Origin of the sequence: Escherichia sp. HH091_1A (genome assembly GCF_030295175.1) — a bacterium.
GTDB classification, from domain to species: Bacteria; Pseudomonadota; Gammaproteobacteria; order Enterobacterales; family Enterobacteriaceae; genus Escherichia; species Escherichia coli_F.
Genome location: NZ_AP025747.1, coordinates 124,144 through 149,168, shown reverse-complemented (window position 1 = coordinate 149,168; position 25,025 = coordinate 124,144). Strand labels below are relative to the sequence as shown.

Below are 25,025 nucleotides of genomic sequence, written 5' to 3'. Positions count from 1 at the left end.
ATGATTTAAAAACAAATCACTTCGCACGGGCAGGTTTTGGCACCGCAACAAAGCGCAAGACACGCAGTATACCAGTAAAACTATTCATTGGCGGAATCTGTTAATAAAGCTCGAATTGTGATGACGATCACACATGTTAAAACCTATAATTAATTGCTACTAAAATATTAATGAATTGAAATGGTGTCTCTTTATGGCAATTAACAATACCGGCTCGCGACGATTACTCGTCACGCTAACAGCCCTATTTGCAGCGCTTTGCGGGCTGTATCTTCTCATTGGCGGAGGCTGGTTGGTCGCGATCGGCGGCTCCTGGTACTACCCTATCGCTGGCCTTATGATGCTCGGCGTCGCCTGGATGCTGTGGCGCAGCAAACGCGCCGCACTTTGGCTTTACGCGGCATTGCTGCTTGGCACCATGATTTGGGGCGTCTGGGAAGTGGGTTTCGATTTCTGGGCGCTGACGCCGCGTAGCGACATTCTGGTCTTCTTTGGTATCTGGCTGATCCTGCCGTTTGTCTGGCGTCGCCTGGTCATTCCTGCCAGCGGCGCAGTTGCCGCGTTGGTGGTCGCGCTGTTGATTAGCGGTGGTATCCTCACCTGGGCCGGATTTAACGATCCACAGGAAATCAACGGCACCTTAAGCGCTGATGCTACACCTGCCGAAGCTATCTCCCCCGTTGCCGATCAAGACTGGCCTGCCTATGGTCGCAATCAGGAAGGTCAACGCTTTTCACCACTGAAACAAATTAACGCTGATAACGTCCACAAGCTGAAAGAAGCTTGGGTGTTCCGTACAGGCGATGTGAAACAGCCGAACGATCCGGGCGAAATCACCAATGAAGTGACGCCGATTAAAGTAGGCGACATGCTTTACCTGTGTACCGCTCACCAGCGTTTGTTTGCGCTCGATGCCGCCAGCGGCAAAGAGAAATGGCATTACGATCCTGAGCTGAAAACCAACGAGTCTTTCCAGCATGTAACCTGCCGTGGTGTCTCTTATCATGAAGCCAAAGCAGAAACTGCCTCGCCGGAAGTGATGGCGGATTGCCCGCGTCGTATCATTCTTCCGGTCAATGATGGCCGCCTGATTGCACTCAACGCCGAAAATGGCAAGCTGTGTGAAACCTTCGCTAATAAAGGCGTGCTCAACCTGCAAAGCAACATGCCGGACACCAAACCGGGCCTGTATGAGCCGACTTCGCCACCGATTATCACCGATAAAACCATCGTGATGGCGGGTTCCGTCACTGATAACTTCTCAACCCGCGAAACGTCTGGCGTGATCCGTGGTTTTGATGTCAACACCGGGGAGCTGCTGTGGGCTTTTGATCCGGGCGCGAAAGATCCGAACGCGATCCCGTCTGACGAACACACCTTTACCTTTAACTCGCCAAACTCGTGGGCACCTGCGGCCTATGACGCGAAGCTGGATCTGGTGTATCTGCCGATGGGCGTTACCACGCCAGATATCTGGGGCGGTAACCGCACCCCAGAACAGGAACGTTATGCCAGCTCAATTCTGGCGCTGAATGCCACTACCGGGAAACTGGCGTGGAGCTATCAGACCGTTCACCACGACCTGTGGGATATGGATCTTCCGGCACAGCCAACGCTGGCAGATATCACCGTTAATGGTCAAAAAGTTCCGGTTATTTACGCTCCAGCGAAAACCGGCAACATTTTTGTGCTTGATCGCCGCAATGGTGAACTGGTGGTTCCGGCCCCGGAAAAACCGGTGCCGCAAGGCGCAGCGAAAGGTGATTACGTTACACCTACTCAACCGTTTTCTGAACTGAGCTTCCGCCCGACGAAAGATTTAAGCGGTGCGGATATGTGGGGCGCCACCATGTTTGACCAACTGGTGTGCCGCGTGATGTTCCACCAGATGCGCTATGAAGGCATTTTCACCCCGCCATCTGAACAGGGTACGCTGGTCTTCCCGGGTAATCTGGGGATGTTCGAATGGGGCGGGATTTCCATTGATCCGAATCGTGAAGTGGCAATTGCCAACCCAATGGCGCTGCCGTTCGTTTCGAAACTGATCCCTCGCGGTCCAGGCAACCCGATGGAACAACCGAAAGATGCCAAAGGCACGGGTACGGAATCCGGCATTCAGCCGCAGTACGGCGTACCGTATGGCGTTACGCTCAACCCGTTCCTTTCGCCGTTTGGTCTGCCGTGTAAACAGCCAGCATGGGGCTATATCTCGGCGTTGGATCTGAAAACCAACGAAGTGGTGTGGAAGAAACGCATTGGTACGCCGCAGGACAGCATGCCGTTCCCGATGCCCATTCCGGTGCCGTTCAATATGGGTATGCCGATGCTTGGCGGGCCAATCTCCACAGCGGGTAACGTGCTGTTTATCGCCGCTACGGCAGATAACTACCTGCGCGCTTACAACATGAGCAACGGTGAAAAACTGTGGCAGGGCCGTTTACCGGCGGGTGGTCAGGCAACACCGATGACCTATGAAGTGAATGGCAAGCAGTATGTGGTGATCTCCGCAGGCGGTCACGGTTCATTTGGTACGAAGATGGGCGACTATATTGTGGCTTATGCGTTGCCGGATGATGTGAATTAAGATTGACTCATATTGCTGACAAAGTGCGCTTTGTTCATGCCGGATGCGGCGAAAACGCCTTATCCGGCCTACTAAAACTCGCAAATTCAATAAATTGCAGAGTTCACGTAGATACTGTTATGGCCTGCAAGTTTTTTTCTACCCTGGTTTCCCAGATTGCAGGCATGCCAGACACAGCGCCGTCAGGCGCTGTTTTTTTCATCCCTTCCGCGATTTTTACGCAGCTACCGGATTATGCCGTGACGCATCGAACGGTACGCCTGACTTCAGCACTCCATACGCCACCTGTGCCAGCTTGCGCATCATCGCGCCGAGAATCACTTTTCCTTTCTTGCCATTAGCCGCCAGACGGTCGCGGAACGCCCGTCCCCACTCAGTCTTACTGGTGGCTACCATTGCAGGCATATACAACGCCCTGCGAAGCGACACATGTCCGGCTTTACTCAACCGGCTTGCCCCTCTCACACTACTGCCTGATTCATAACGCCGTGGTGTCAGACCCGCAAAAGCGGCGAACTGTCTGGCATGGGCGAAGCGGTCCTTCAGACCGATATAAGCCAGTAATACCGCAGATGTTTTCTCTCCGATACCCGGGATACTTTCCAGCAGTTTCCTGCGGTGTTTCATATCCGGATCATCGTCTGTCAGGTCTTTTATCTGCTTCTCAAGACGCTTCAGCTCTGCTTCAAGCCACAGAAGGTGAGCATCAATGCTCGGTCTCTGGACTTCCCGCGCCGTTTCAGTGCGGTTCAGTTCCTGCGTGTGCATATCTGTCAGCGCCTGGTGGCGTACTACCAGGGCACGCAACGCGCGTTCAAGCGGGTGAGGCGCTTCCCAGGCTGCAGGGCGCTTCTGACGACAGAACTCTGCCAGCATGCGCGCATCCACGGTATCAGTCTTGTTACGCAGTCCTTCACTCTGAGCGAAAGCTTTACCCAACGCAGGATTAATGACTGACACTATGTAGCCTGCATCGTAAAGGCACTCTGCGACAGGTTCCATATAGGTGCCGGTCGCTTCGATGCAGATATGCGCATGGTCAATCTTGTGACCCTTCAGCCAGCTCACCAGCTCATCGTGCCCTTTAGTGGTGTTAGCGAATTTTTTGGTGCGATGACGACCATCAGGACGCAACACATCGACATCCAGTTTCTCTTTAGCGGTGTCGATACCGATATAATGAAGTTCATGTTCCATCGTGAAACCAACCTTGCAAATACGGATTACCGGGAAAACCGGTCCATGATACTGTCCGGTTTATCACTTTGGGAGAAAGGCAGTCCGCTGCATAAATCTACGCAACAGGTTGAAAACCTAAGGCCCGATACGGCATGCGGACTGCAGGCAGAGAAAACTGGCCGATTTTCTCTGCACAGGAGGGATAATACAAGGCCTGATAAGCGTAGCGCATCAGGCAGTTTTGCGTTTGTCAGCAGAATAATGCCCGGAGAGATCCGGGCATATTTCCGAATACGGTCTTTTTATACCGTAAACCCTAACATCATCCCCGTATCTTCATGCTCCAGCAGATGGCAGTGCGCCATATATGCATGTTCTTTCGGTGCGTCGTGATTAAACTTCACCAGGACTTCGCTGACATTACCTTCTACCTTAACAGTATCTTTCCAGCCTGCGCGATGCGTCGCTGGCGGTTTGCCATTTTCTGACAAGATACGGAACTGCGTACCGTGGATATGGAACGGATGCAGCATCATGTCGCCCACGCCAGAGATAACCCAACGTTCGTATTGCCCTTTCGCCGCCGCAAACATCGGCTTGTTCATATCAAACGCCTGACCGTTGATTTTATTGGCATGGTGGAAATCGAACTTCCCGCCGTGGTTCATATGATTCATATTGCCGTGCCCCATATGGCCCATCATCTGGCTGTGATCCATCCCGGCCATCGCCTGATCGCCATATTTCTCCATCAGCATCTGCATACCCATCATATCGAGCATCGGGTCCATAGAGAGTTGCAGCTTGCGTACCGTCAGCCCTTCCAGCGAAGGTAATGCTGGCAGGCTACTTAACGCGTCAGGTAAGGCACCTGAAGCACTAATGGAAATCGGCTGGATCCGCATTACCGGATGCGGCTTGTCAAACGGTGCAATTGCCATTCCCATCTGGCTGACCGGTAGCGTCACCAGATCAAAGGGTTTGTTGTCGTTAACCTCCACCAGCACTTCGAAACGCTCGCCCATCAGCACCGGCAGCTCGCTCACCTTCACTGGTTCAGGTAGCAGACCACCGTCGCTGGCAATCACATATAGCGGGCGATTGTCACTGGTAGCGAAATTGAGCGAGCGGGCGTTACAGCCATTGAGCAAACGCAGGCGCAGCCAGCCGCGCGGGGCGGCGTGTTGCGGGTAGATAGCACCATTGGTCAGCAGCGTATCGCCAAACCAACCCACGGCAGCGGTCATCATATCCAGTTGATAATCAATCTGCCCGTCAGCGTTAAATTTTTTATCCTGCACGATCACCGGGACATCATCGATACCCCACTGTTTTGGCAGCATTAATTTTAGAATCTCGTCATCTTCAATCACTACCAGCCCCGCCAGCCCCATCGCCACCTGTCGCCCGGTTTTGCCATGTTGATGCGGATGGAACCAGCAGGTAGCGGCAGGTTGATCAACGTTCAACGTCACCGTACGCTTGCCACCTGGCGGAATAATTCCCTGCGGGCCGCCGTCGACTTCACCCGGTACTTCCAGCCCGTGCCAGTGCAACGTCGTCTCTTCCGTCAGTTGGTTGTAGATATCAACCGTTACCGCTTTGCCGCGCTGTAATTTCACCGCTGGCCCCAGCAGATTGCCGTTATAGCCCCAGGTGGTTGCGGTTTTCCCGCCAAAGGTGGATTGGCCTACGCCAATAGTTAACTGAATGCGATTACGGGCATCGGTCGTGAGCAAATCAGGGATCGGTAACGTTGGGCGTTCCGCCGCAAATACTGCGCGGCTCCACAGCGGTAAGGCTGAAGCCACGCCCAGCGCGACGGAATATTTTAAGAAATCACGACGTTGCATAGTTATTTCCTTATTCTTAAGCAGGCGAAACAAAATCAAACGTTGAGCATAGTCCTTCCCCTTACGGGAAGGTCAAGCCGCAGACACAATTTAATCGACAATAATGGTCGTCGCCTCGCTCGCAGTGTGCTAACGTTTATCTTCTTTAAGCCCCTGGTAGAAGCAATGAAGACGTTTTTCAGAACAGTGTTATTCGGCAGCCTGATGGCCGTCTGCGCAAACAGTTACGCGCTCAGCGAGTCTGAAGCCGAAGATATGGCCGATTTAACGGCAGTTTTTGTCTTTCTGAAGAACGATTGTGGTTACCAGAACTTACCTAACGGGCAAATTCGTCGCGCACTGGTCTTTTTTGCCCAGCAAAACCAGTGGGATCTCAGTAATTACGACACCTTCGACATGAAAGCCCTCGGTGAAGACAGCTACCGCGATCTCAGCGGCATCGGCATTCCCGTCGCTAAAAAATGCAAAGCCCTGGCTCGCGATTCCTTAAGCCTGCTTGCCTACGTCAAATAATCCCTGATACCTTTTTGTAGAAATATTGACCGTGCATCCGCGGTCAATGTTAGCTATTATGTTGCGCCCTTTTTTTACGGGTGTTAACAAAGGAGGTATCAACCCATGGCCGAAAAAAAACAGTGGCATGAAACGCTACACGACCAGTTTGGGCAGTACTTTGCTGTAGATAACGTTCTGTATCATGAAAAGACCGATCACCAGGATCTGATCATTTTTGAGAACGCCGCATTTGGTCGCGTAATGGCGCTGGATGGCGTAGTACAAACCACCGAGCGCGACGAGTTTATCTATCATGAGATGATGACCCACGTTCCGCTATTAGCCCACGGTCACGCGAAACATGTGCTGATTATCGGCGGCGGCGACGGTGCCATGCTGCGTGAAGTGACCCGACATAAAAACGTTGAGTCAATCACGATGGTGGAAATCGATGCGGGTGTCGTGTCGTTCTGCCGTCAGTATCTGCCCAACCATAACGCCGGTAGCTACGACGATCCGCGCTTTAAACTGGTGATCGACGATGGCGTCAATTTCGTTAATCAAACCAGCCAGACCTTTGATGTCATTATCTCCGACTGCACCGATCCTATCGGTCCCGGCGAAAGTCTTTTCACCTCAGCATTTTATGAAGGCTGCAAACGTTGCCTGAATCCTGGCGGTATTTTTGTCGCACAGAACGGCGTCTGCTTTTTACAGCAGGAAGAGGCCATTGACAGCTATCGTAAACTCAGCCATTACTTCAGCGATGTTGGCTTTTATCAGGCGGCAATCCCGACCTATTACGGCGGCATCATGACCTTTGCATGGGCGACAGATAACGACGCCTTACGCCATCTCTCAAGCGAAATTATTCAGGCGCGTTTTCTCGCCTCTGGCCTGAAATGCCGTTATTACAATCCGGCAGTCCATACGGCAGCTTTTGCCTTACCTCAGTATCTGCAAGACGCACTGGCCTCACAGCCGTCCTAAGGAGAAGATAAGAAATTGAAAAAACTGAAACTGCATGGCTTTAATAATCTGACCAAAAGTCTGAGTTTTTGTATTTACGATATCTGCTATGCCAAAACTGCCGAAGAGCGCGACGGTTATATCGCTTATATCGATGAACTCTATAATGCCAACCGCCTGACCGAAATTCTGTCAGAAACCTGTTCCATTATCGGAGCCAATATTCTTAACATCGCCCGCCAGGATTACGAACCACAGGGTGCCAGCGTCACTATTCTGGTGAGTGAAGAACCGGTCGACCCGAAACTTATCGACAAAACAGAACACCCTGGACCACTGCCAGAAACGGTCGTTGCCCATCTCGATAAAAGTCATATTTGCGTACATACCTATCCGGAAAGCCATCCTGAAGGCGGTTTATGTACCTTCCGCGCTGATATTGAAGTCTCGACCTGCGGCGTGATTTCTCCGTTGAAGGCACTGAATTACCTGATCCACCAGCTTGAATCCGATATCGTGACCATTGATTATCGCGTGCGCGGTTTTACCCGCGACATTAACGGTATGAAGCACTTTATCGACCATGAGATTAATTCGATTCAGAACTTTATGTCCGAGGATATGAAGGCGCTGTATGACATGGTGGATGTGAACGTCTATCAGGAAAATATCTTCCATACAAAAATGTTGCTTAAAGAGTTCGACCTTAAGCACTACATGTTCCACACCAAACCGGAAGATTTAACCGACAGCGAGCGCCAGGAAATTACCGCTGCGCTGTGGAAAGAAATGCGCGAGATTTATTACGGGCGCAATATGCCAGCTGTTTAACGGCTCTGGCGGAGCTCGCAGGCTCCGCCAGATTTATCTACTTCTGCTGCACAAAATCGCGATAAGCCGCCACTACCTGCAAGAAGTCCTCAACGCCGCACAGCGACAGGCTTTCCTCGTCGTAGTAGTTCATCCCCTCTTCCATTTCATCGCCAGCGAATTCCAGTTGATTGGCGCGAACCATTACCTCTTCACCGTCCATCCACAGGGTGTATTCATGCCCTGCCCGTTGCCAGGAACGTTCGCTGCCTTTGAGCGTGCGCGCGGCGTCTTCCACTTCATCAAGCAAGGCCAGGTTTTCTTTTACCTCTTCATTAAACCAGTGCCCGACCACTTCATGCCCCATGGACATGCGCACCTTTACCACTCCGGTTACATCGCGCAGAAATTCATAATCCATAGTGTGTTCCTCTGCTCCCGGCAATGCGCCGAAATCGCATTGCGCCATTGATTTAATTATCGCAGCCTTATCGGAGAAAAACAGCGGAACGGCGATGGTTTAGAAATAAAAAATGCCCGGGAATCTCATTCACCGGGCATTGTCTCGTTTATGCGCAGCGGGTGCGCTTACTTATTAAACCGCAGTCTGGAAAATCACCCCATCCGCTTTTTCGGTGTACTGAGAAAGCTGGTTGAAGTTCAGATAACGGTAAGTATCAACGGCTGTTTTATCTACCTGCGCCACGTAGGTCTGGTACTCTTCCGGCGTCGGCAGTTTGCCAATCAGCGCCGCAACAGCAGCCAGTTCCGCAGAAGCCAGGAAGACGTTCGCGCCAGTCCCCAGACGGTTCGGGAAGTTACGGGTAGAGGTGGAAACCACCGTCGCACCGTCTGCTACACGCGCCTGGTTACCCATACACAGGGAACAGCCAGGGATCTCGATACGCGCACCACTCTTACCGAAGACGCTGTAGTAGCCTTCTTCGGTCAACTGCGCGGCGTCCATACGCGTTGGCGGAGCCACCCACAGACGGGTCGGCAGCTGACCTTTATGCGCATCCAGCAGTTTACCGGCGGCACGGAAGTGACCGATGTTGGTCATGCAAGAACCGATAAACACTTCGTCGATCTTCTCGCCCTGTACCGCAGACAGCGGACGTGCGTCGTCCGGGTCGTTCGGTGCACAGAGGATTGGCTCTTTGATATCAGCCAGATCGATGTCGATTACTGCTGCGTATTCTGCATCAGCATCGGCTTCCAGCAGCTCAGGATTCGCCAGCCATTTTTCCATGCCCTGAATACGGCGTTCCAGGGTACGACGATCGCCGTAACCTTCCGCGATCATCCACTTCAGCAGGACGATGTTAGAGTTCAGGTATTCAATGATCGGCTCTTTGTTCAGCTTGATGGTACAACCGGCAGCAGAACGCTCGGCGGACGCATCGGTCAGCTCAAAGGCCTGCTCAACTTTCAGATCCGGCAGACCTTCAATTTCCAGAATGCGACCAGAGAAGATGTTTTTCTTGCCTTTCTTCTCAACAGTCAGCAGACCTTGTTTGATCGCATACAGCGGAATGGCGTGTACCAGATCGCGCAGGGTGATGCCCGGCTGCATTTTGCCTTTGAAGCGAACCAGAACGGATTCCGGCATATCCAGCGGCATTACGCCTGTTGCAGCTGCAAATGCCACCAGACCAGAGCCCGCCGGGAAAGAGATACCGATCGGGAAACGGGTATGGGAGTCACCGCCCGTACCGACGGTATCCGGCAGCAGCATACGGTTCAGCCAGGAGTGGATTACGCCGTCACCCGGACGCAGCGACACACCGCCACGGTTCATGATGAAGTCCGGCAGCGTGTGGTGCGTGTTAACGTCAACTGGTTTCGGATAAGCCGCTGTGTGACAGAAAGACTGCATCACCAGATCAGCCGAGAAGCCCAGGCACGCCAGGTCTTTCAGTTCATCACGGGTCATTGGGCCGGTGGTGTCCTGAGAACCGACAGAGGTCATTTTCGGTTCGCAGTACGCACCCGGACGAATGCCTTTCACGCCGCAGGCACGACCGACCATTTTCTGCGCCAGCGAGAAGCCGCGATCGCTCTCAGCGACATCTTTCGCCTGACGGAACACATCGCTCTGCGGCAGGCCGAGTGCTTCACGCGCTTTGGTGGTCAGGCCACGCCCGATAATCAGCGGAATACGGCCACCTGCTCGCACTTCATCAATCAGCACGTCGGTTTTCAGTTCGAAGGTCGCCAGCAGTTCGCCGGTTTCGTGGTTACGCACTTCACCTTTGTACGGGTAAACGTCAATCACGTCGCCCATGTTTAGGTTAGAGACGTCGACTTCGATTGGCAGTGCACCCGCGTCTTCCATCGTATTAAAGAAGATTGGTGCAATTTTACCACCGAGGCACAAACCACCGCCGCGTTTGTTCGGTACATGAGGAATATCTTCACCCATAAACCACAGCACGGAGTTAGTCGCAGATTTACGTGAGGAACCGGTACCCACAACGTCACCCACATAGGCCAGCGGGAAACCTTTCTGTTGCAGAGCTTCGATTTGCTTGATCGGACCAACAACACCCGGCTGATCTGGCTCAATACCTTCACGCGCGTTTTTCAGCATCGCCAGCGCGTGCAGTGGGATATCCGGGCGCGACCACGCATCCGGTGCCGGAGAGAGGTCATCGGTGTTGGTTTCGCCAGTTACTTTGAAGACGGTAACGGTCAGTTTTTCAGCCAGCGCCGGGCGATTCAGGAACCATTCGGCATCCGCCCAGGACTGCATTACCTGCTTCGCATATTCGTTACCTGCTTTCGCTTTCTCTTCTACGTCATAGAAGTTATCGAACATCAGCAGCGTGTGAGAAAGTGCTTTGGCAGCGATCGGTGCCAGTTTGGCATCATCCAGCGCGTCGATCAGCGGATGAATATTATAACCACCCTGCATGGTGCCCAGCAGTTCGATGGCTTTTTCCGGAGTCAGCAGTGGGGATTTAGCTTCGCCTTTGGCGACAGCAGCCAGGAAGCCTGCTTTGACATAGGCGGCTTCATCGACGCCAGGGGGAACACGGTTGGTTAACAGATCTAACAGGAATTCTTCTTCGCCCGCGGGCGGGTTTTTCAGCAGCTCTACAAGTGCGGCCATTTGGTTTGCATCCAGGGGTTTGGGCGCAATCCCCTCAGCGGCACGCTCAGCTACGTGCTTACGGTATTCTTCTAGCACGACGGTTCTCCTCGCTCTCATTGTCATAGTGCGGCAGGCGATTCTCTTCACGCTCCTGTGAGACAGCAGTTTGTAGGGTAAATGCCCAGTACCGCAACGGGCAGAATAGCAGGATTTTGACGATGTGTTAATCTGTTTACAAAAAAGCAACATAAAAAAGTGGCTGAATCGTTAAGGATAGTCTAGAGATTGTTTCCCTCCGTAAAAACCTCGTTAATTCGCATGGTGATAATCACCTTTCTCAACAAAACCCAAGATTAGTCAAAATTTAAACTACCGCCTCTTTATACTCGGATTCACAGCACCTGCGGGTGGCAGTTCGCCGACCATTGCGATTTCCTTGAGATCCGAATTATGAAAATGACTTTGCCGTTTAAACCCCATGTGCTGGCGCTAATTTGCAGTGCCGGGCTTTGTGCCGCCTCTGCCGGGCTATATATAAAAAGCCGCACAGTGGAAGCGCCTGTGGAAGCGCAATCGACACAACTGGCTGCGCCTGACATCACCGCAGTTACGCTTCCTGCAACGGTTTCCGCACCGCCCGTAACGCCCGCCGTCGTTAAAACCGCATTCAGCACTGCGCAAATAGATCAATGGGTTGCACCTGTCGCGCTGTACCCCGACTCTTTGCTTTCACAAGTGTTAATGGCATCAACCTATCCGGCAAACGTTGCGCAAGCAGTGCAATGGTCGCACGATAATCCACTTAAACAAGGCGATGCTGCTATTCAGGCGGTATCTGACCAGCCGTGGGACGCCAGCGTCAAATCACTGGTAGCCTTTCCACAGTTGATGGCGTTGATGGGCGAAAACCCGCAATGGGTGCAAAACCTGGGCGATGCTTTTCTGGCGCAGCCGCAGGACGTGATGGACTCGGTACAGCGGTTGCGGCAACTGGCGCAACAAACCGGCTCGCTGAAGTCATCAACCGAACAGAAAGTTATTACCACAACGAAGAAAGCTATACCGGTAAAACAGACAGTCACGGCTCCCGTCATACCATCCAATACCGTTACAACTGCCAACCCTGTCATTACAGAGCCTGCAACAACCGTCATTTCCATTGAGCCCGCCACCCCTGATGTGGTCTATATTCCCAACTACAACCCAACCGTGGTTTACGGGAACTGGGCCAATACTGCGTATCCGCCGGTTTATCTGCCACCACCAGCCGGAGAACCGTTTGTTGACAGCTTTGTGCGCGGATTCGGCTATAGCATGGGCGTTGCTACTACATACGCACTATTCAGCAGCATCGACTGGGATGACGACGATCATGACCATCATCATGACGATGATGATTATCACCACCACGATGGCAGTCATCGTGACGGTAATGGCAGGCAACACAACGGCGACAACATCAATATCAACGTCAACAATTTCAACCGTATCACCGGTGAGCATCTTACTGATAAGAATATGGCATGGCGGCACAATCCAAACTACCGTAATGGTGTGCCCTATCATGATCAGGATATGGCAAAGCGGTTTCACCAAACCGATGTCAACGGCGGCATGAGCGCCACGCAGTTACCTGCTCCAACACTCGACAGCCAGCGTCAGGCGGCAGCAAGTCAGTTTCAGCAACGAACACACGCCACACCCGTCATTACGCGAGATACCCAAAGTCAGGCAGCGGCACAGCGGTTTAATGAAGCTGAACACTATGGGAGCTATGACGACTTCCGCGACTTCAGCCGTCGCCAACCACTGACCCAGCAACAAAAGGACGCCGCTCGTCAGCGTTATCAGTCGGCCTCTCCTGAGCAGCGCCAGGCAGTCCGCGAGAGAATGCAGACTAACCCACAGAACCAGCAGCGAAGAGAGGCAGCGCGTGAGCGTATTCAGTCTGCCTCGCCTGAGCAGCGTCAGGCGGTTCGCGAGAAAATGCAGACTAACCCACAGAACCAGCAGCGAAGAGAGGCAGCGCGTGAGCGTATTCAGTCTGCCTCGCCTGAGCAGCGCCAGGTATTTAAGGAAAAAGTACAGCAGCGCCCACAGAACCAACAGCAACGTGATAACGCCCGCCAGCGTGTTCAATCAGCATCACCTGAACAACGTCAGGTTTTTCGGGAGAAAGTTCAGGAGAGCCGCCCACAACGTCTAAACGACAGTAACCATACTGCCAGGCTGAATAACGAGCAACGGTCAGCAGTACGCGAACGGCTGTCTGAGCGTGGAGCAAGAAGACTGGAAAGGTAAATTGCAGACGTAAAAAAGCGGCGTGGTTAGCCGCTTTTTTAATTGCCGGATGTTCCGGCAAACGAAAAATTACTTCTTCTTCGCTTTCGGGTTCGGCAGGTCGGTAATGCTACCTTCGAACACTTCTGCCGCCAGGCCCACAGACTCGTGCAGAGTCGGGTGCGCATGGATGGTCAGTGCGATGTCTTCAGCATCACAACCCATTTCGATTGCAAGGCCGATTTCACCCAGCAGTTCGCCGCCGTTAGTACCGACAATCGCACCACCGATCACACGGTGAGATTCTTTGTCGAAAATCAGCTTGGTCATACCGTCTGCGCAGTCGGAAGCGATAGCACGACCAGAAGCAGCCCACGGGAAGGTGGCGGTTTCATAGCTGATGCCTTTCTCTTTCGCTTCTTTCTCGGTCAGACCCACCCATGCAACTTCTGGTTCGGTATAGGCGATAGACGGGATAACTTTCGGATCGAAGTAGTGTTTCTTACCGGCAATAACTTCAGCGGCAACGTGACCTTCGTGAACACCTTTGTGTGCCAGCATCGGCTGACCGACGATATCGCCGATAGCAAAGATGTGCGGTACGTTGGTACGCAGCTGTTTATCAACGCGGATGAAACCACGGTCGTCCACTTCCACGCCTGCTTTGCCTGCGTCGAGGTTTTTACCGTTCGGGACACGACCAATCGCTACCAGTACGGCGTCGTAACGCTGCGGTTCAGCCGGTGCTTTTTTACCTTCCATCGTCACATAGATACCGTCTTCTTTCGCTTCAACGGCGGTAACTTTGGTTTCCAGCATCAGGTTGAATTTCTTGCTGATACGCTTGGTGAAGACTTTAACGATGTCTTTGTCAGCTGCCGGGATAACCTGGTCGAACATTTCAACCACGTCAATCTGTGAACCCAGCGCGTGGTATACGGTCCCCATTTCCAGACCGATGATACCACCACCCATTACCAGCAGGCGTTCTGGTACTTCTTTCAGTTCCAGCGCGTCAGTGGAGTCCCAGATACGCGGATCTTCATGCGGAATAAACGGTAGTTGGATCGGGCGAGAACCCGCTGCAATGATCGCGTTGTCGAAGTTGATCACGGTTTTGCCGTTCTCACCTTCCACTTCCAGGGTGTTAGCCCCGGTGAATTTACCCAGACCGTTGACCACTTTGACTTTGCGGCCTTTCGCCATACCAGCCAGACCACCGGTCAGCTGATTGATCACTTTCTCTTTCCAGGTACGAATCTTGTCGATATCGGTTTTCGGTTCGCCGAAGACGATACCGTGTTCAGCCAGCGCTTTGGCTTCTTCGATAACTTTTGCTACGTGCAGCAGTGCTTTAGAAGGGATACAGCCGACGTTCAGGCAAACACCGCCGAGGGTGTTGTAGCGTTCTACGATTACGGTTTCCAGACCTAAATCAGCGCAACGGAAGGCAGCGGAGTAACCTGCGGGGCCTGCCCCAAGTACCACGACCTGAGTTTTGATTTCAGTACTCATCATGACCTCTATATATTTATCTCCGGCGGTCATACCCGTCGTCTTTCAGGCCGCAGCGGCGTTAGCTTCACGCCCTCACCCCAGTCACTTACTTATGTAAGCTCCTGGGGATTCTGGCGCTTGCTACCTTGCTGCACCCAGAAATCCATAGGGTATGTGAAGTAATACCCTAACCACCACCGGGTCGTTCTATCCGTCGGTATTTTACAAAATTGTTAACAATTTTTAAACAACAAACGGCAACCGATTTGTCTATTCGCTAATAACCTCAATACATTCATGAGATTACCAGAAAAAAGCCGGCCGTTGGGCCGGCTCTTTTACTTACATCACCAGACGGCGAATGTCAGACAGCGTGTTGTTAATGATGGTAATGAAACGGGCACCATCAGCACCGTCGATCACGCGGTGGTCGAAGGAGAGAGAAATCGGCAGCATCAGACGCGGCACGAACTCTTTACCATTCCACACCGGCTCCATCGCGGACTTGGAAACGCCTAGGATAGCCACTTCCGGCGCGTTCACAATCGGCGCGAAGTGGGTAGTACCCAGGCCGCCGATGCTGGAGATGGTGAAGCAACCGCCCTGCATTTCGCCCGCAGTCAGCTTACCGTCACGCGCTTTCTTAGAAATAGTCATCAGCTCGCGAGACAGCTCGATGATGCCTTTCTTGTTGACGTCTTTGAATACCGGAACAACCAGGCCGTTCGGGGTATCCACCGCCACACCGATGTTGATGTATTTCTTCAGGGTCAGACGCTGACCGTCTTCCGACAGAGAACTGTTGAAGCGAGGCATCTGCTCAAGTGCCGCAGCAACGGCTTTCATGATGAAGACAACTGGGGTTATCTTCACATCCAGCTTACGTTTCGCTGCTTCTTCGTTCTGCTGTTTACGGAACGCTTCCAGCTCAGTGATATCGGTTTTGTCGAAGTGAGTAACATGCGGGATCATCACCCAGTTACGGCTCAGGTTCGCACCAGAGATTTTCTGGATGCGGCCCAGTTCCACTTCTTCGATTTCACCAAACTTGCTGAAGTCCACCTTCGGCCACGGCAGCATGCCAGGGATACCGCCGCCAGTTGCCGCCGGAGCCGCTTCTGCACGTTTGATCGCTTCTTTCACGTAAGCCTGAACGTCTTCGCGCAGGATACGACCTTTACGGCCAGTGCCCTTCACTTTCGCCAGGTTAACGCCAAATTCGCGTGCCAGACGGCGGATCAGCGGAGTCGCGTGAACGTAAGCGTCGTTTTCAGCAAACTCAGATTTGCCTTCTGCTTTCGCAGCCGGTGCTGCTGCCGGAGTTTCAGCTTTTGCTGCCGGAGCCGGCGCTGCCGCTTCCTGTTTCGCAGGAGCTGCCGCAGGTGCTGCGCCTTCAACTTCGAAGATCATAATCAGCGAGCCAGTTTTCACTTTGTCGCCAACGTTGACTTTCAGTTCCTTCACGACGCCTGCAAACGGAGCCGGAACTTCCATAGAAGCTTTATCGCCTTCTACGGTGATCAGTGACTGTTCAGCGGCAACTTTGTCGCCCACTTTCACCATCACTTCGGTCACTTCAACTTCGTCACCGCCGATATCCGGAACGTTAACTTCTTTCACGCCAGCCGCTGGTGCAGGGGCCGCTGCCGGAGCCGCTTCCTGTTTAGCCGCCGGAGCTGCCGCGCCTGCTTCACCCGCGACTTCGAAGACCATAATCAGCGAGCCGGTAGACACTTTGTCACCCACGGTCACTTTGATCTCTTTCACGGTGCCTGCAAACGGAGCCGGAACTTCCATAGAAGCCTTGTCGCCTTCTACGGTGATCAGCGACTGTTCAGCTTCAACTTTGTCGCCCACTTTCACCAGGATTTCGGTCACTTCGACTTCATCGCTGCCGATATCCGGAACATTTACGTCTTTTGCCGCCGCAGCCGCGGGTGCTGCTGCCGGAGCTGCTTCTTTCTTCTCTTCTGCCTGAGCAGGTGCAGCGTCAGCTGCACCGTCGGCGGAATCGAAAATCATAATCAGTGCGCCGGTCTGGGTTTTATCGCCAACAGAGACTTTGATCTCTTTAACGATACCCGCCTGCGGAGACGGTACTTCCATAGAGGCTTTGTCGCCTTCTACGGTGATCAGCGACTGTTCGGCTTCAACTTTGTCGCCCACTTTGACCAGGATCTCGGTGATTTCAACTTCATCAGCCCCGATGTCCGGTACTTTGATTTCGATAGCCATTATTCTTTTACCTCTTACGCCAGACGCGGGTTAACTTTTTCTGCATCGATGTTGAATTTGGCGATTGCGTCAGCAACCACTTTCTTATCGATTTCGCCACGTTTAGCCAGTTCGCCCAGCGCCGCAACCACGACATAAGAAGCATCAACTTCGAAGTGGTGACGCAGGTTCTCACGGCTGTCGGAACGACCGAAGCCATCAGTACCCAGTACGCGGTAGTCGTCAGCCGGTACGTAAGTACGGACTTGCTCAGCGAACAGTTTCATATAGTCGGTAGATGCCACTGCCGGAGCGTCGTTCATCACCTGAGCGATATACGGAACGCGCGGAGTTTCCAGCGGGTGCAGCATGTTCCAGCGCTCACAATCCTGACCATCACGCGCCAGTTCGGTGAAGGATGTCACGCTATATACGTCAGAACCTACGCCGTAATCTTTCGCCAGGATCTCTGCCGCTTCACGGACGTGACGCAGGATAGAACCGGAGCCGAGCAGCTGAACTTTACCTTTGCTACCTTCAATGGTTTCGAGTTTGTAGATACCTTTACGGATACCTTCCTCAGCACCTTCCGGCATTGCCGGCATGTGGTAGTTTTCGTTCAGCGTAGTGATGTAGTAGTAAACGTTCTCTTGTTTCTCACCGTACATACGCTCCAGACCATCATGCATGATGACAGCAACTTCGTAAGCGTAAGCCGGGTCGTAAGAAATACAGTTCGGGATAGTCAGCGACTGAATGTGGCTGTGACCATCTTCGTGCTGCAGACCTTCGCCGTTCAGGGTGGTACGACCGGAAGTACCGCCGATCAGGAAGCCACGTGCCTGCTGGTCGCCAGCAGCCCAGCACAGATCGCCGATACGCTGGAAGCCGAACATCGAGTAATAGATGTAGAACGGAATCATCGGCAGATTGTTGGTGCTGTAAGAGGTCGCCGCTGCCAGCCAGGAGCAACCTGCGCCCAGCTCGTTGATCCCTTCTTGCAGAATCTGACCTTTCTCGTCTTCTTTATAGTAAGCAACCTGCTCGCGGTCCTGCGGGGTGTACTGCTGACCGTTCGGGCTGTAAATACCAATCTGACGGAACAGACCTTCCATACCGAAAGTACGCGCTTCGTCGGCGATGATCGGCACCAGACGATCTTTGATCGACTTGTTCTTCAGCATCACGTTCAGGGCACGAACGAAAGCGATAGTGGTAGAGATCTCTTTGCTCTGCTCTTCCAGCAGCGCGCCGAAGTCTTGCAGGCTCGGCAGCTCCAGCTTCTCGGTGAAGTTCGGCTGGCGGCTTGGCAGATAACCGTGCAATTTCTGACGCTGAGCGTGCAGATAGGTATGCTCTTCAGAACCTTCCGGGAAGGTGATGTACGGCAGTTTTTCGATATCAGCATCAGACACCGGCACATTGAAACGGTCGCGGATATGACGCACGCCGTCCATGTTCATTTTCTTAACCTGGTGCGCGATGTTTTTACCTTCAGCTGCGTCGCCCATGCCGTAACCTTTAATGGTATGAGCAAGGATTACTGTCGCTTTGCCTTTGGTTTCCTGCGCTTTCTTGAATGCAGCGTAGATTTTCTTCGGATCGTGACCACCACGGTTCAGCGCCCAGATCTGCTCATCAGTCCAGTCTGCAACCAGAGCTGCGGTTTCCGGATATTTACCGAAGAAGTGTTCACGAACGTACGCACCATCTTTCGATTTGAAGGTCTGGTAGTCGCCGTCAACGGTTTCGTTCATCAGCTGGATCAGTTTACCGCTGGTATCTTTACGCAGCAGCTCATCCCAACGGCTACCCCACATCACTTTGATCACGTTCCAGCCAGCACCTTCGAAGATGCCTTCCAGTTCGTTGATGATCTTGCCGTTACCGGTGACCGGGCCGTCAAGACGCTGCAGGTTACAGTTGATAACGAAGACCAGGTTATCCAGTTTTTCACGGGTAGCGATGGTGATCGCACCTTTGGATTCTGGTTCGTCCATCTCGCCGTCGCCGAGGAAGGCGTAAACGGTCTGTTTAGAAGTATCTTTCAGGCCACGGTGTTCCAGATATTTCAGGAATTTAGCCTGGTAAATAGCACCAATCGGACCCAGACCCATAGATACGGTCGGGAACTGCCAGAATTCCGGCATCAGTTTCGGGTGCGGATAGGAAGAGAGGCCATTGCCGTGAACTTCCTGACGGAAGTTATCCAGCTGCTCTTGAGTCAGACGACCTTCCAGGAAAGCACGTGCGTAAACGCCCGGGGAGATGTGGCCCTGGAAGTAAACCAGGTCGCCGCCATCCTGCTCGTTGCGCGCACGGAAGAAGTGGTTAAAGCACACATCATAAATGGTTGCGGACGACTGGAAGGACGCCATGTGGCCGCCCAGTTCGAGGTCTTTTTTCGACGCACGCAGAACCGTCATGATGGCGTTCCAGCGGATAGCTGAACGAATACGGCGTTCCAGTTCCAGATTACCCGGATACTCCGGTTGTTCTTCAACGGGGATGGTGTTGATGTAGTTGCTGATACCGGTGCCTGCGGCTACGTTGACACCGCCTTTGCGGGCTTCAGCAAGCAGTTGGTCGATCAGATACTGAGCACGCTCAACACCTTCTTCACGGATGACCGATTCGATCGCCTGGAGCCAGTCGCGAGTTTCGATCGGATCCACGTCATTTGGGAAACGTTCTGACATGGGTTATTCCTTATCTATCTAATAACGTTGAGTTTTCTGGAACCTGTCCCATTGAACTCTCGCAGGAAAGCTCAATAAGACAGGTTCTACGTTTAGTTGCCGCGCTTTTATATGCGCTTGATTTACAACATCTTCTGGATAATTTTTACCAGAAAAATCACTAATTCTTTCGTTGTTCCAGACGACGCAGAGAACGCTCACGGCGGCTCTCTTCACGGCTTCTGTCGAGCAAAATTTCTTCGATAAAGGCCAGATGGCGATGCGATGCTTCGCGCGCTTCTTCCGGCTTACCGGCCATAATCGCTTCGAATATGCGAGTGCGGTGACTACTCACCAGCGGCAGCATCTCGCGACGCGAATAGAGCAATTCGAAGTTCTGACGGACATTCTGAGCCAACATCGGCTCCATACACCTTAGCAGATGAAGCAGAACTACATTGTGGGCTGCTTCGGTGACGGCAATCTGATACTGGAGGACGGCGTTTGATTCCGCGTCCAGATCGCCAGACTGCTGCGCCAGCTCTATGGCGTGGTGGAGTTCACGGATGCGTTCCTTGTCTTCATCGGTACTACGCAGCGCGGCGTAATAGGCGGCGATACCTTCCAGGGCGTGTCGTGTTTCGAGCAAGTCATACTGTGATTCAGGATGGTCGGAGAGCAGCTCCACCAGCGGATCGCTGAAACTTTGCCAGAGGCTGCTCTGAACAAAAGTGCCGCCACCCTGGCGACGAAGCAACAAGCCCTTTGCTTCGAGACGTTGAATCGCCTCACGCAAGGAGGGACGGGAGACGTCGAACTGTTTCGCCAGTTCGCGTTCCGGTGGGAGTTTTTCGCCCGGGCGGAGTGTGCCTTCGAGGATCAAAAACTCCAGTTGCTGCTCAATCACATCGGAGAGTTTTGGTTGGCGGATTTTGCTGTAGGCCATGAGTTCCTGTCTTAAGCCACTTGCCGAAGTCAATTGGTCTTACCAATTTCATGTCTGTGACGCTAAAGTAACAAAGTATTCACCTCATGTCCATACAGGTTTTGATTGAAATCATGAAACTGTGCACATTTTAACAAGTTGACATATATAACGTTTCAAAGTTGTAACTATGCACAAATGTAGACTTTACGTAGGAAAGGTTTTTTTTAACGATTATTAAACTATAAAAAATCCAAATTGAACCGATTCACTTACCAATTTTTCGGTTTTTAATTCAATAAAATTGAATTTATATTCATTTTGTATGTTGAGGGGTTTTTAGGCTGCCATTTACAAACGGTTCCTTTTTAAGCAACTCATCTTCAACCATGCATAAAGCGGGTGCATTCGCAGGCGCATACCATTATTCTTGATCTGACGGAAGTCTTTTTGTAACAATTCAAACAACTTTGATGTAAACAAATTAATACAACAAACGGAATTGCAAACTTACACACGCATCACTGCGTAGATCAAAAAAACAATCACCGCACGAGGTTTCATGATGGAAGGTCAACAGCACGGCGAGCAGCTAAAGCGCGGCCTTAAAAACCGCCATATTCAGCTTATCGCGCTGGGTGGCGCGATAGGGACCGGGCTATTTCTGGGTAGCGCCTCCGTAATACAGTCCGCAGGGCCAGGGATTATCCTGGGTTACGCCATTGCTGGTTTTATCGCCTTTCTGATCATGCGTCAGCTAGGTGAAATGGTGGTCGAAGAACCTGTCGCAGGCTCCTTTAGCCACTTTGCTTATAAATACTGGGGTAGCTTTGCCGGTTTCGCTTCTGGCTGGAACTACTGGGTACTGTACGTTTTAGTTGCCATGGCAGAGCTGACTGCCGTGGGTAAATACATTCAGTTCTGGTATCCGGAAATCCCCACCTGGGTTTCTGCCGCCGTGTTCTTTGTGGTGATCAACGCCATCAACCTGACAAACGTAAAAGTGTTTGGCGAGATGGAGTTCTGGTTTGCCATTATCAAAGTTATCGCAGTGGTGGCGATGATCATCTTCGGCGGCTGGCTGCTATTCAGCGGCAACGGCGGACCGCAGGCGAGTGTTAGCAACCTGTGGGATCAGGGTGGTTTCCTGCCGCACGGCTTTACCGGACTGGTGATGATGATGGCGATTATCATGTTCTCTTTCGGCGGTCTGGAACTGGTGGGGATCACCGCAGCAGAAGCTGATAACCCGGAGCAAAGCATTCCAAAAGCGACTAACCAGGTTATCTACCGCATCCTGATTTTCTACATTGGTTCATTAGCCGTCCTGCTCTCCCTGATGCCATGGACCCGCGTTACCGCTGATACCAGTCCGTTTGTACTGATCTTCCACGAATTGGGCGATACCTTTGTGGCGAATGCGCTAAACATCGTAGTACTGACTGCTGCGCTCTCCGTGTACAACAGCTGCGTATATTGCAACAGCCGTATGCTGTTTGGTCTGGCACAACAGGGCAACGCGCCAAAAGCGCTGGCGTCTGTCGACAAACGCGGTGTACCGGTTAACACTATTCTGGTGTCTGCGCTGGTTACGGCATTGTGCGTGCTGATTAACTACCTTGCACCGGAATCCGCATTCGGACTGTTAATGGCGCTGGTAGTATCTGCTCTCGTGATCAACTGGGCGATGATCAGCCTGGCGCATATGAAATTCCGTCGCGCCAAGCAGGAACAAGGCGTGGTAACTCGCTTCCCTGCTCTGCTTTATCCGCTGGGTAACTGGATCTGCCTGCTGTTTATGGCGGCGGTACTGGTGATTATGCTGATGACCCCAGGAATGGCGATTTCGGTATACCTGATCCCGGTATGGCTGATCGTGTTAGGTATCGGCTATCTGTTTAAAGAGAAAACCGCCAAAGCCGTAAAAGCGCATTAATCTCTCTATGCCCTCACCCGTGCAGGGTGAGGGCAATAATCTTTACACCAACGCTCCGTAAATCGTCAGTAGCGCAATTACCACCACGACCACGAACGAGGTTTTCTTCGCCATTGAAACCGCTGCCTTTGGCGTCTCCACCTTATCGACATGCGGTTCACGCGCCAGAGAGAACTGTGCCAGACGCGTTAATACCTGATATTGCGAAGTATGGAAATCACCCAGCGAAGCAAACCAGGCCGGTAACGCTTTCTCACCATGACCGATCAAGGCATATACCACACCCGCAAGACGAACCGGCACCCAATCCAGTACATGAAGCACGGCATCAATGCCGGACTGTAAACGATGATGCGGCGTCTGGTAACGCGCCAGCCAGTATTGCCATGCACGCAAAAACGCATACCCCATCAGCGTAACGGGTCCCCAGGTTCCCCCCACAATCAGCCAGAACAACGGAGCAAGATAAAAACGAAAGTTAATCCACAGCAATGCATTTTGCAGCTCACGCAAATACTCACGTTCATCGCAGCCTGCCGGGACGCCGTGAATCATGGTGAGTTCGCCAGCCATCGTGGCACGGGCATGGCTATCATTACGTGAAGCAGCTGTCAGATAAGCATGATAATGAAGACGAACTTTACCTGCGCCAATACACAGCAAACCAATCAGCAGCCACACCAGCAGCGTGGGAACGTTGAACAATACTCCCTGCAATGCGCGTAACAGTAAAAAAGTCACGCCCATCGCAATAATGGTCATGCCTAATGTGCGCCCGAGAGAAAAATGTTTCACCCGCCGAAAGAACGCTTCAAGACGATGATCAAGCTGCCAGTGCTCGCCCAACTTAAACAGGCGCTCGAAAATTAACACCAGTAAGGTTGTAAATAGCGTCATGTTGTCTCCTTGCTGACCAGCGCACGAAACCGTGCCCAATCAAATGCAGGACCGGGATCGGTTTTCCGATCCGGCGCAATATCACAATGGCCCGTCATGTTATTAGCGATATCCGGATAGCAATCAATCAACACCCGCGTAACCGCTGCCAGTTGTTGATACTGCTCATCGGTATACGCCAGCGTATCGGTGCCTTCCAGCTCAATCCCAATAGAAAAATCATTGCAGCGTTCGCGCCCCTGATACTGAGAGACTCCGGCATGCCAGGCACGTTTATCGAAAGGAACATACTGGACTATTTCACCATCGCGGCGAATCAAACAGTGAGCGGAGACGCGCAAATGGGCGATCTCAGCAAAGAAAGGATGTGCCTGCGGATCAATAGTTCCAGTGAATAATGCGTCGATCCACGGACCGCCAAACTCGCCTGGCGGCAGGCTAATATTGTGCACCACCAGCAGGGTGGGTGTTTCGTCATCCGGGCGGCAATCGTAATGTGGTGAGGGAACGCGGCGCGCGCCAACCAGCCACCCCTGTTCTAACAACATGCAGGATCTCCTTATATGTGGTGCTAATACCCGGTTCAGAGTAGCATGTTTCTACCTTATGATTCGTTAGCTATCTGGAGTTTTAACATGCCGCCTCGCCGCTATAACCCTGACACCCGACGTGACGAGCTGCTGGAACGCATTAATCTCGATATCCCCGGCGCGGTGGCCCAGGCGCTGCGGGAAGATTTAGGCGGAACAGTCGATGCCAACAATGACATTACGGCAAAACTTTTACCGGAAAACTCTCGCTCTCATGCCACAGTGATCACACGCGAGAATGGCGTATTTTGCGGCAAACGCTGGGTTGAAGAGGTGTTTATTCAACTGGCAGGCGACGATGTCACCATAATCTGGCATGTGGATGACGGCGATGTCATCAACGCCAATGAACCCTTGTTCGAACTTGAAGGCCCATCCCGCGTGCTGTTAACGGGCGAACGCACTGCACTTAATTTTGTGCAAACCCTTTCAGGGGTTGCCAGTAAGGTACGCCACTATGTCGAATTACTGGAGGGCACCAACACGCAGTTGTTGGATACGCGCAAAACCTTACCCGGCCTGCGTTCAGCTCTGAAATACGCGGTACTTTGCGGCGGCGGAGCGAATCACCGCCTGGGGCTTTCTGATGCCTTCCTGATCAAAGAAAACCATATTATTGCCTCCGGCTCAGTGCGCCAGGCGGTCGAAAAAGCGTCCTGGCTGCACCCAGATGCGCCAGTAGAAGTCGAAGTAGAGAATCTGGAAGAACTTGATGAAGCCCTGAAAGCAGGTGCCGATATCATCATGCTGGATAACTTCGAAACAGAACAGATGCGCGAAGCCGTCAAACGCACCAACGGCAAGGCGCTACTGGAAGTGTCTGGCAACGTCACTGACAAAACACTGCGCGAATTTGCCGAAACGGGCGTGGACTTTATCTCCGTCGGTGCGCTAACTAAACACGTACAGGCACTCGACCTTTCAATGCGTTTTCGCTGATTGCTGACAGATTTATCCGCTCCATCGCGGGCGGATAATCTCCCCTTTCCCAACTATCTTCGTAACGCCTCGCAAATTTCTT

At 52.4% G+C, this 25,025-nt stretch carries 17 protein-coding genes; 7 read left to right on the top strand and 10 right to left on the bottom strand.

Translation table 11 applies throughout. The features are described 5' to 3' along the window. Positions 1 to 193: 193 nt before the first annotated feature. Positions 194 to 2,584, top strand: a complete 2,391-nt coding sequence (gcd, locus tag QUF14_RS00650; RefSeq protein ID WP_100733608.1) for a quinoprotein glucose dehydrogenase — start codon at positions 194 to 196, stop codon at positions 2,582 to 2,584. Positions 2,585 to 2,800: 216 nt separating this feature from the next. On the opposite strand, the gene QUF14_RS00645 is transcribed toward gcd, so the two are convergent. Beyond that, positions 2,801 to 3,781 (bottom strand): IS110-like element IS621 family transposase, encoded by a 981-nt coding sequence (locus QUF14_RS00645; RefSeq protein ID WP_000399629.1) that lies wholly within the window; start codon positions 3,779 to 3,781, stop codon positions 2,801 to 2,803. Positions 3,782 to 4,065: 284 nt separating this feature from the next. Then, positions 4,066 to 5,616 (bottom strand): multicopper oxidase CueO, encoded by a 1,551-nt coding sequence (gene cueO / locus QUF14_RS00640; protein WP_001189658.1) that lies wholly within the window; start codon positions 5,614 to 5,616, stop codon positions 4,066 to 4,068. 165 nt (positions 5,617 to 5,781) lie between these two features. Between cueO and QUF14_RS00635 the strand changes: the two genes are divergently transcribed. From QUF14_RS00635 to speD, 3 genes are all read left to right on the top strand, one after another. After that, positions 5,782 to 6,129, top strand: coding sequence for a YacC family pilotin-like protein (locus QUF14_RS00635; protein ID WP_001295568.1), 348 nt, complete (start codon positions 5,782 to 5,784; stop codon positions 6,127 to 6,129). A 105-nt stretch (positions 6,130 to 6,234) separates the two neighbouring features. Further along, the gene (speE, locus tag QUF14_RS00630; protein ID WP_000818419.1) at positions 6,235 to 7,101 is read left to right on the top strand and encodes a polyamine aminopropyltransferase; all 867 of its coding nucleotides are present in this window, start codon (positions 6,235 to 6,237) and stop codon (positions 7,099 to 7,101) included. A 15-nt stretch (positions 7,102 to 7,116) separates the two neighbouring features. Then, complete coding sequence (gene speD / locus QUF14_RS00625) at positions 7,117 to 7,911, top strand: adenosylmethionine decarboxylase (protein WP_000734290.1); 795 nt, start codon at positions 7,117 to 7,119, stop codon at positions 7,909 to 7,911. A 37-nt stretch (positions 7,912 to 7,948) separates the two neighbouring features. Here the strand turns inward: speD and yacL are convergent, their stop codons facing one another. Then, positions 7,949 to 8,311: a protein YacL gene (yacL, locus tag QUF14_RS00620; protein WP_001353457.1), complete on the bottom strand. Its 363-nt coding sequence runs from the start codon at positions 8,309 to 8,311 to the stop codon at positions 7,949 to 7,951. 174 nt (positions 8,312 to 8,485) lie between these two features. Further along, complete coding sequence (gene acnB, locus QUF14_RS00615; protein WP_012599867.1) at positions 8,486 to 11,083, bottom strand: bifunctional aconitate hydratase 2/2-methylisocitrate dehydratase; 2,598 nt, start codon at positions 11,081 to 11,083, stop codon at positions 8,486 to 8,488. 354 nt (positions 11,084 to 11,437) lie between these two features. Here acnB and QUF14_RS00610 point away from each other — a divergent pair, with 354 nt between their 5' ends. Beyond that, a complete protein-coding gene (locus QUF14_RS00610; protein ID WP_100733636.1) occupies positions 11,438 to 13,288 on the top strand; it encodes a DUF3300 domain-containing protein in 1,851 nt (616 codons plus the stop codon). A 69-nt stretch (positions 13,289 to 13,357) separates the two neighbouring features. Here the strand turns inward: QUF14_RS00610 and lpdA are convergent, their stop codons facing one another. The 4 genes from lpdA to pdhR form a co-directional block, all read right to left on the bottom strand. Then, a complete protein-coding gene (lpdA, locus tag QUF14_RS00605) occupies positions 13,358 to 14,782 on the bottom strand; it encodes a dihydrolipoyl dehydrogenase (protein ID WP_000102485.1) in 1,425 nt (474 codons plus the stop codon). 324 nt (positions 14,783 to 15,106) lie between these two features. Then, complete coding sequence (gene aceF, locus QUF14_RS00600) at positions 15,107 to 16,999, bottom strand: pyruvate dehydrogenase complex dihydrolipoyllysine-residue acetyltransferase (protein WP_000963545.1); 1,893 nt, start codon at positions 16,997 to 16,999, stop codon at positions 15,107 to 15,109. 14 nt (positions 17,000 to 17,013) lie between these two features. Next, on the bottom strand, positions 17,014 to 19,677 hold the full coding sequence (gene aceE / locus QUF14_RS00595) for a pyruvate dehydrogenase (acetyl-transferring), homodimeric type (protein ID WP_000003821.1): 2,664 nt from the start codon (positions 19,675 to 19,677) through the stop codon (positions 17,014 to 17,016). A gap of 160 nt (positions 19,678 to 19,837) precedes the next feature. Further along, on the bottom strand, positions 19,838 to 20,602 hold the full coding sequence (gene pdhR, locus QUF14_RS00590) for a pyruvate dehydrogenase complex transcriptional repressor PdhR (protein WP_000331776.1): 765 nt from the start codon (positions 20,600 to 20,602) through the stop codon (positions 19,838 to 19,840). 541 nt (positions 20,603 to 21,143) lie between these two features. On the opposite strand from pdhR, the gene aroP reads away from it, so the two are divergent. Then, on the top strand, positions 21,144 to 22,517 hold the full coding sequence (gene aroP, locus QUF14_RS00585; protein WP_000969912.1) for an aromatic amino acid transporter AroP: 1,374 nt from the start codon (positions 21,144 to 21,146) through the stop codon (positions 22,515 to 22,517). A 42-nt stretch (positions 22,518 to 22,559) separates the two neighbouring features. Here aroP and ampE read toward each other — a convergent pair whose 3' ends face one another. Together ampE and ampD are read right to left on the bottom strand one after the other, a co-directional pair. Next, complete coding sequence (ampE, locus tag QUF14_RS00580; RefSeq protein ID WP_000172005.1) at positions 22,560 to 23,414, bottom strand: beta-lactamase regulator AmpE; 855 nt, start codon at positions 23,412 to 23,414, stop codon at positions 22,560 to 22,562. Beyond that, positions 23,411 to 23,962, bottom strand: coding sequence for a 1,6-anhydro-N-acetylmuramyl-L-alanine amidase AmpD (gene ampD, locus QUF14_RS00575; protein ID WP_000923731.1), 552 nt, complete (start codon positions 23,960 to 23,962; stop codon positions 23,411 to 23,413). The genes ampE and ampD overlap by 4 nt, the downstream gene beginning before the upstream one ends. Before the next feature lie 87 nt (positions 23,963 to 24,049). Between ampD and nadC the strand changes: the two genes are divergently transcribed. Next, positions 24,050 to 24,943: a carboxylating nicotinate-nucleotide diphosphorylase gene (gene nadC / locus QUF14_RS00570; RefSeq protein ID WP_001135153.1), complete on the top strand. Its 894-nt coding sequence runs from the start codon at positions 24,050 to 24,052 to the stop codon at positions 24,941 to 24,943. The last annotated feature ends 82 nt before the right edge of the window (positions 24,944 to 25,025 follow it).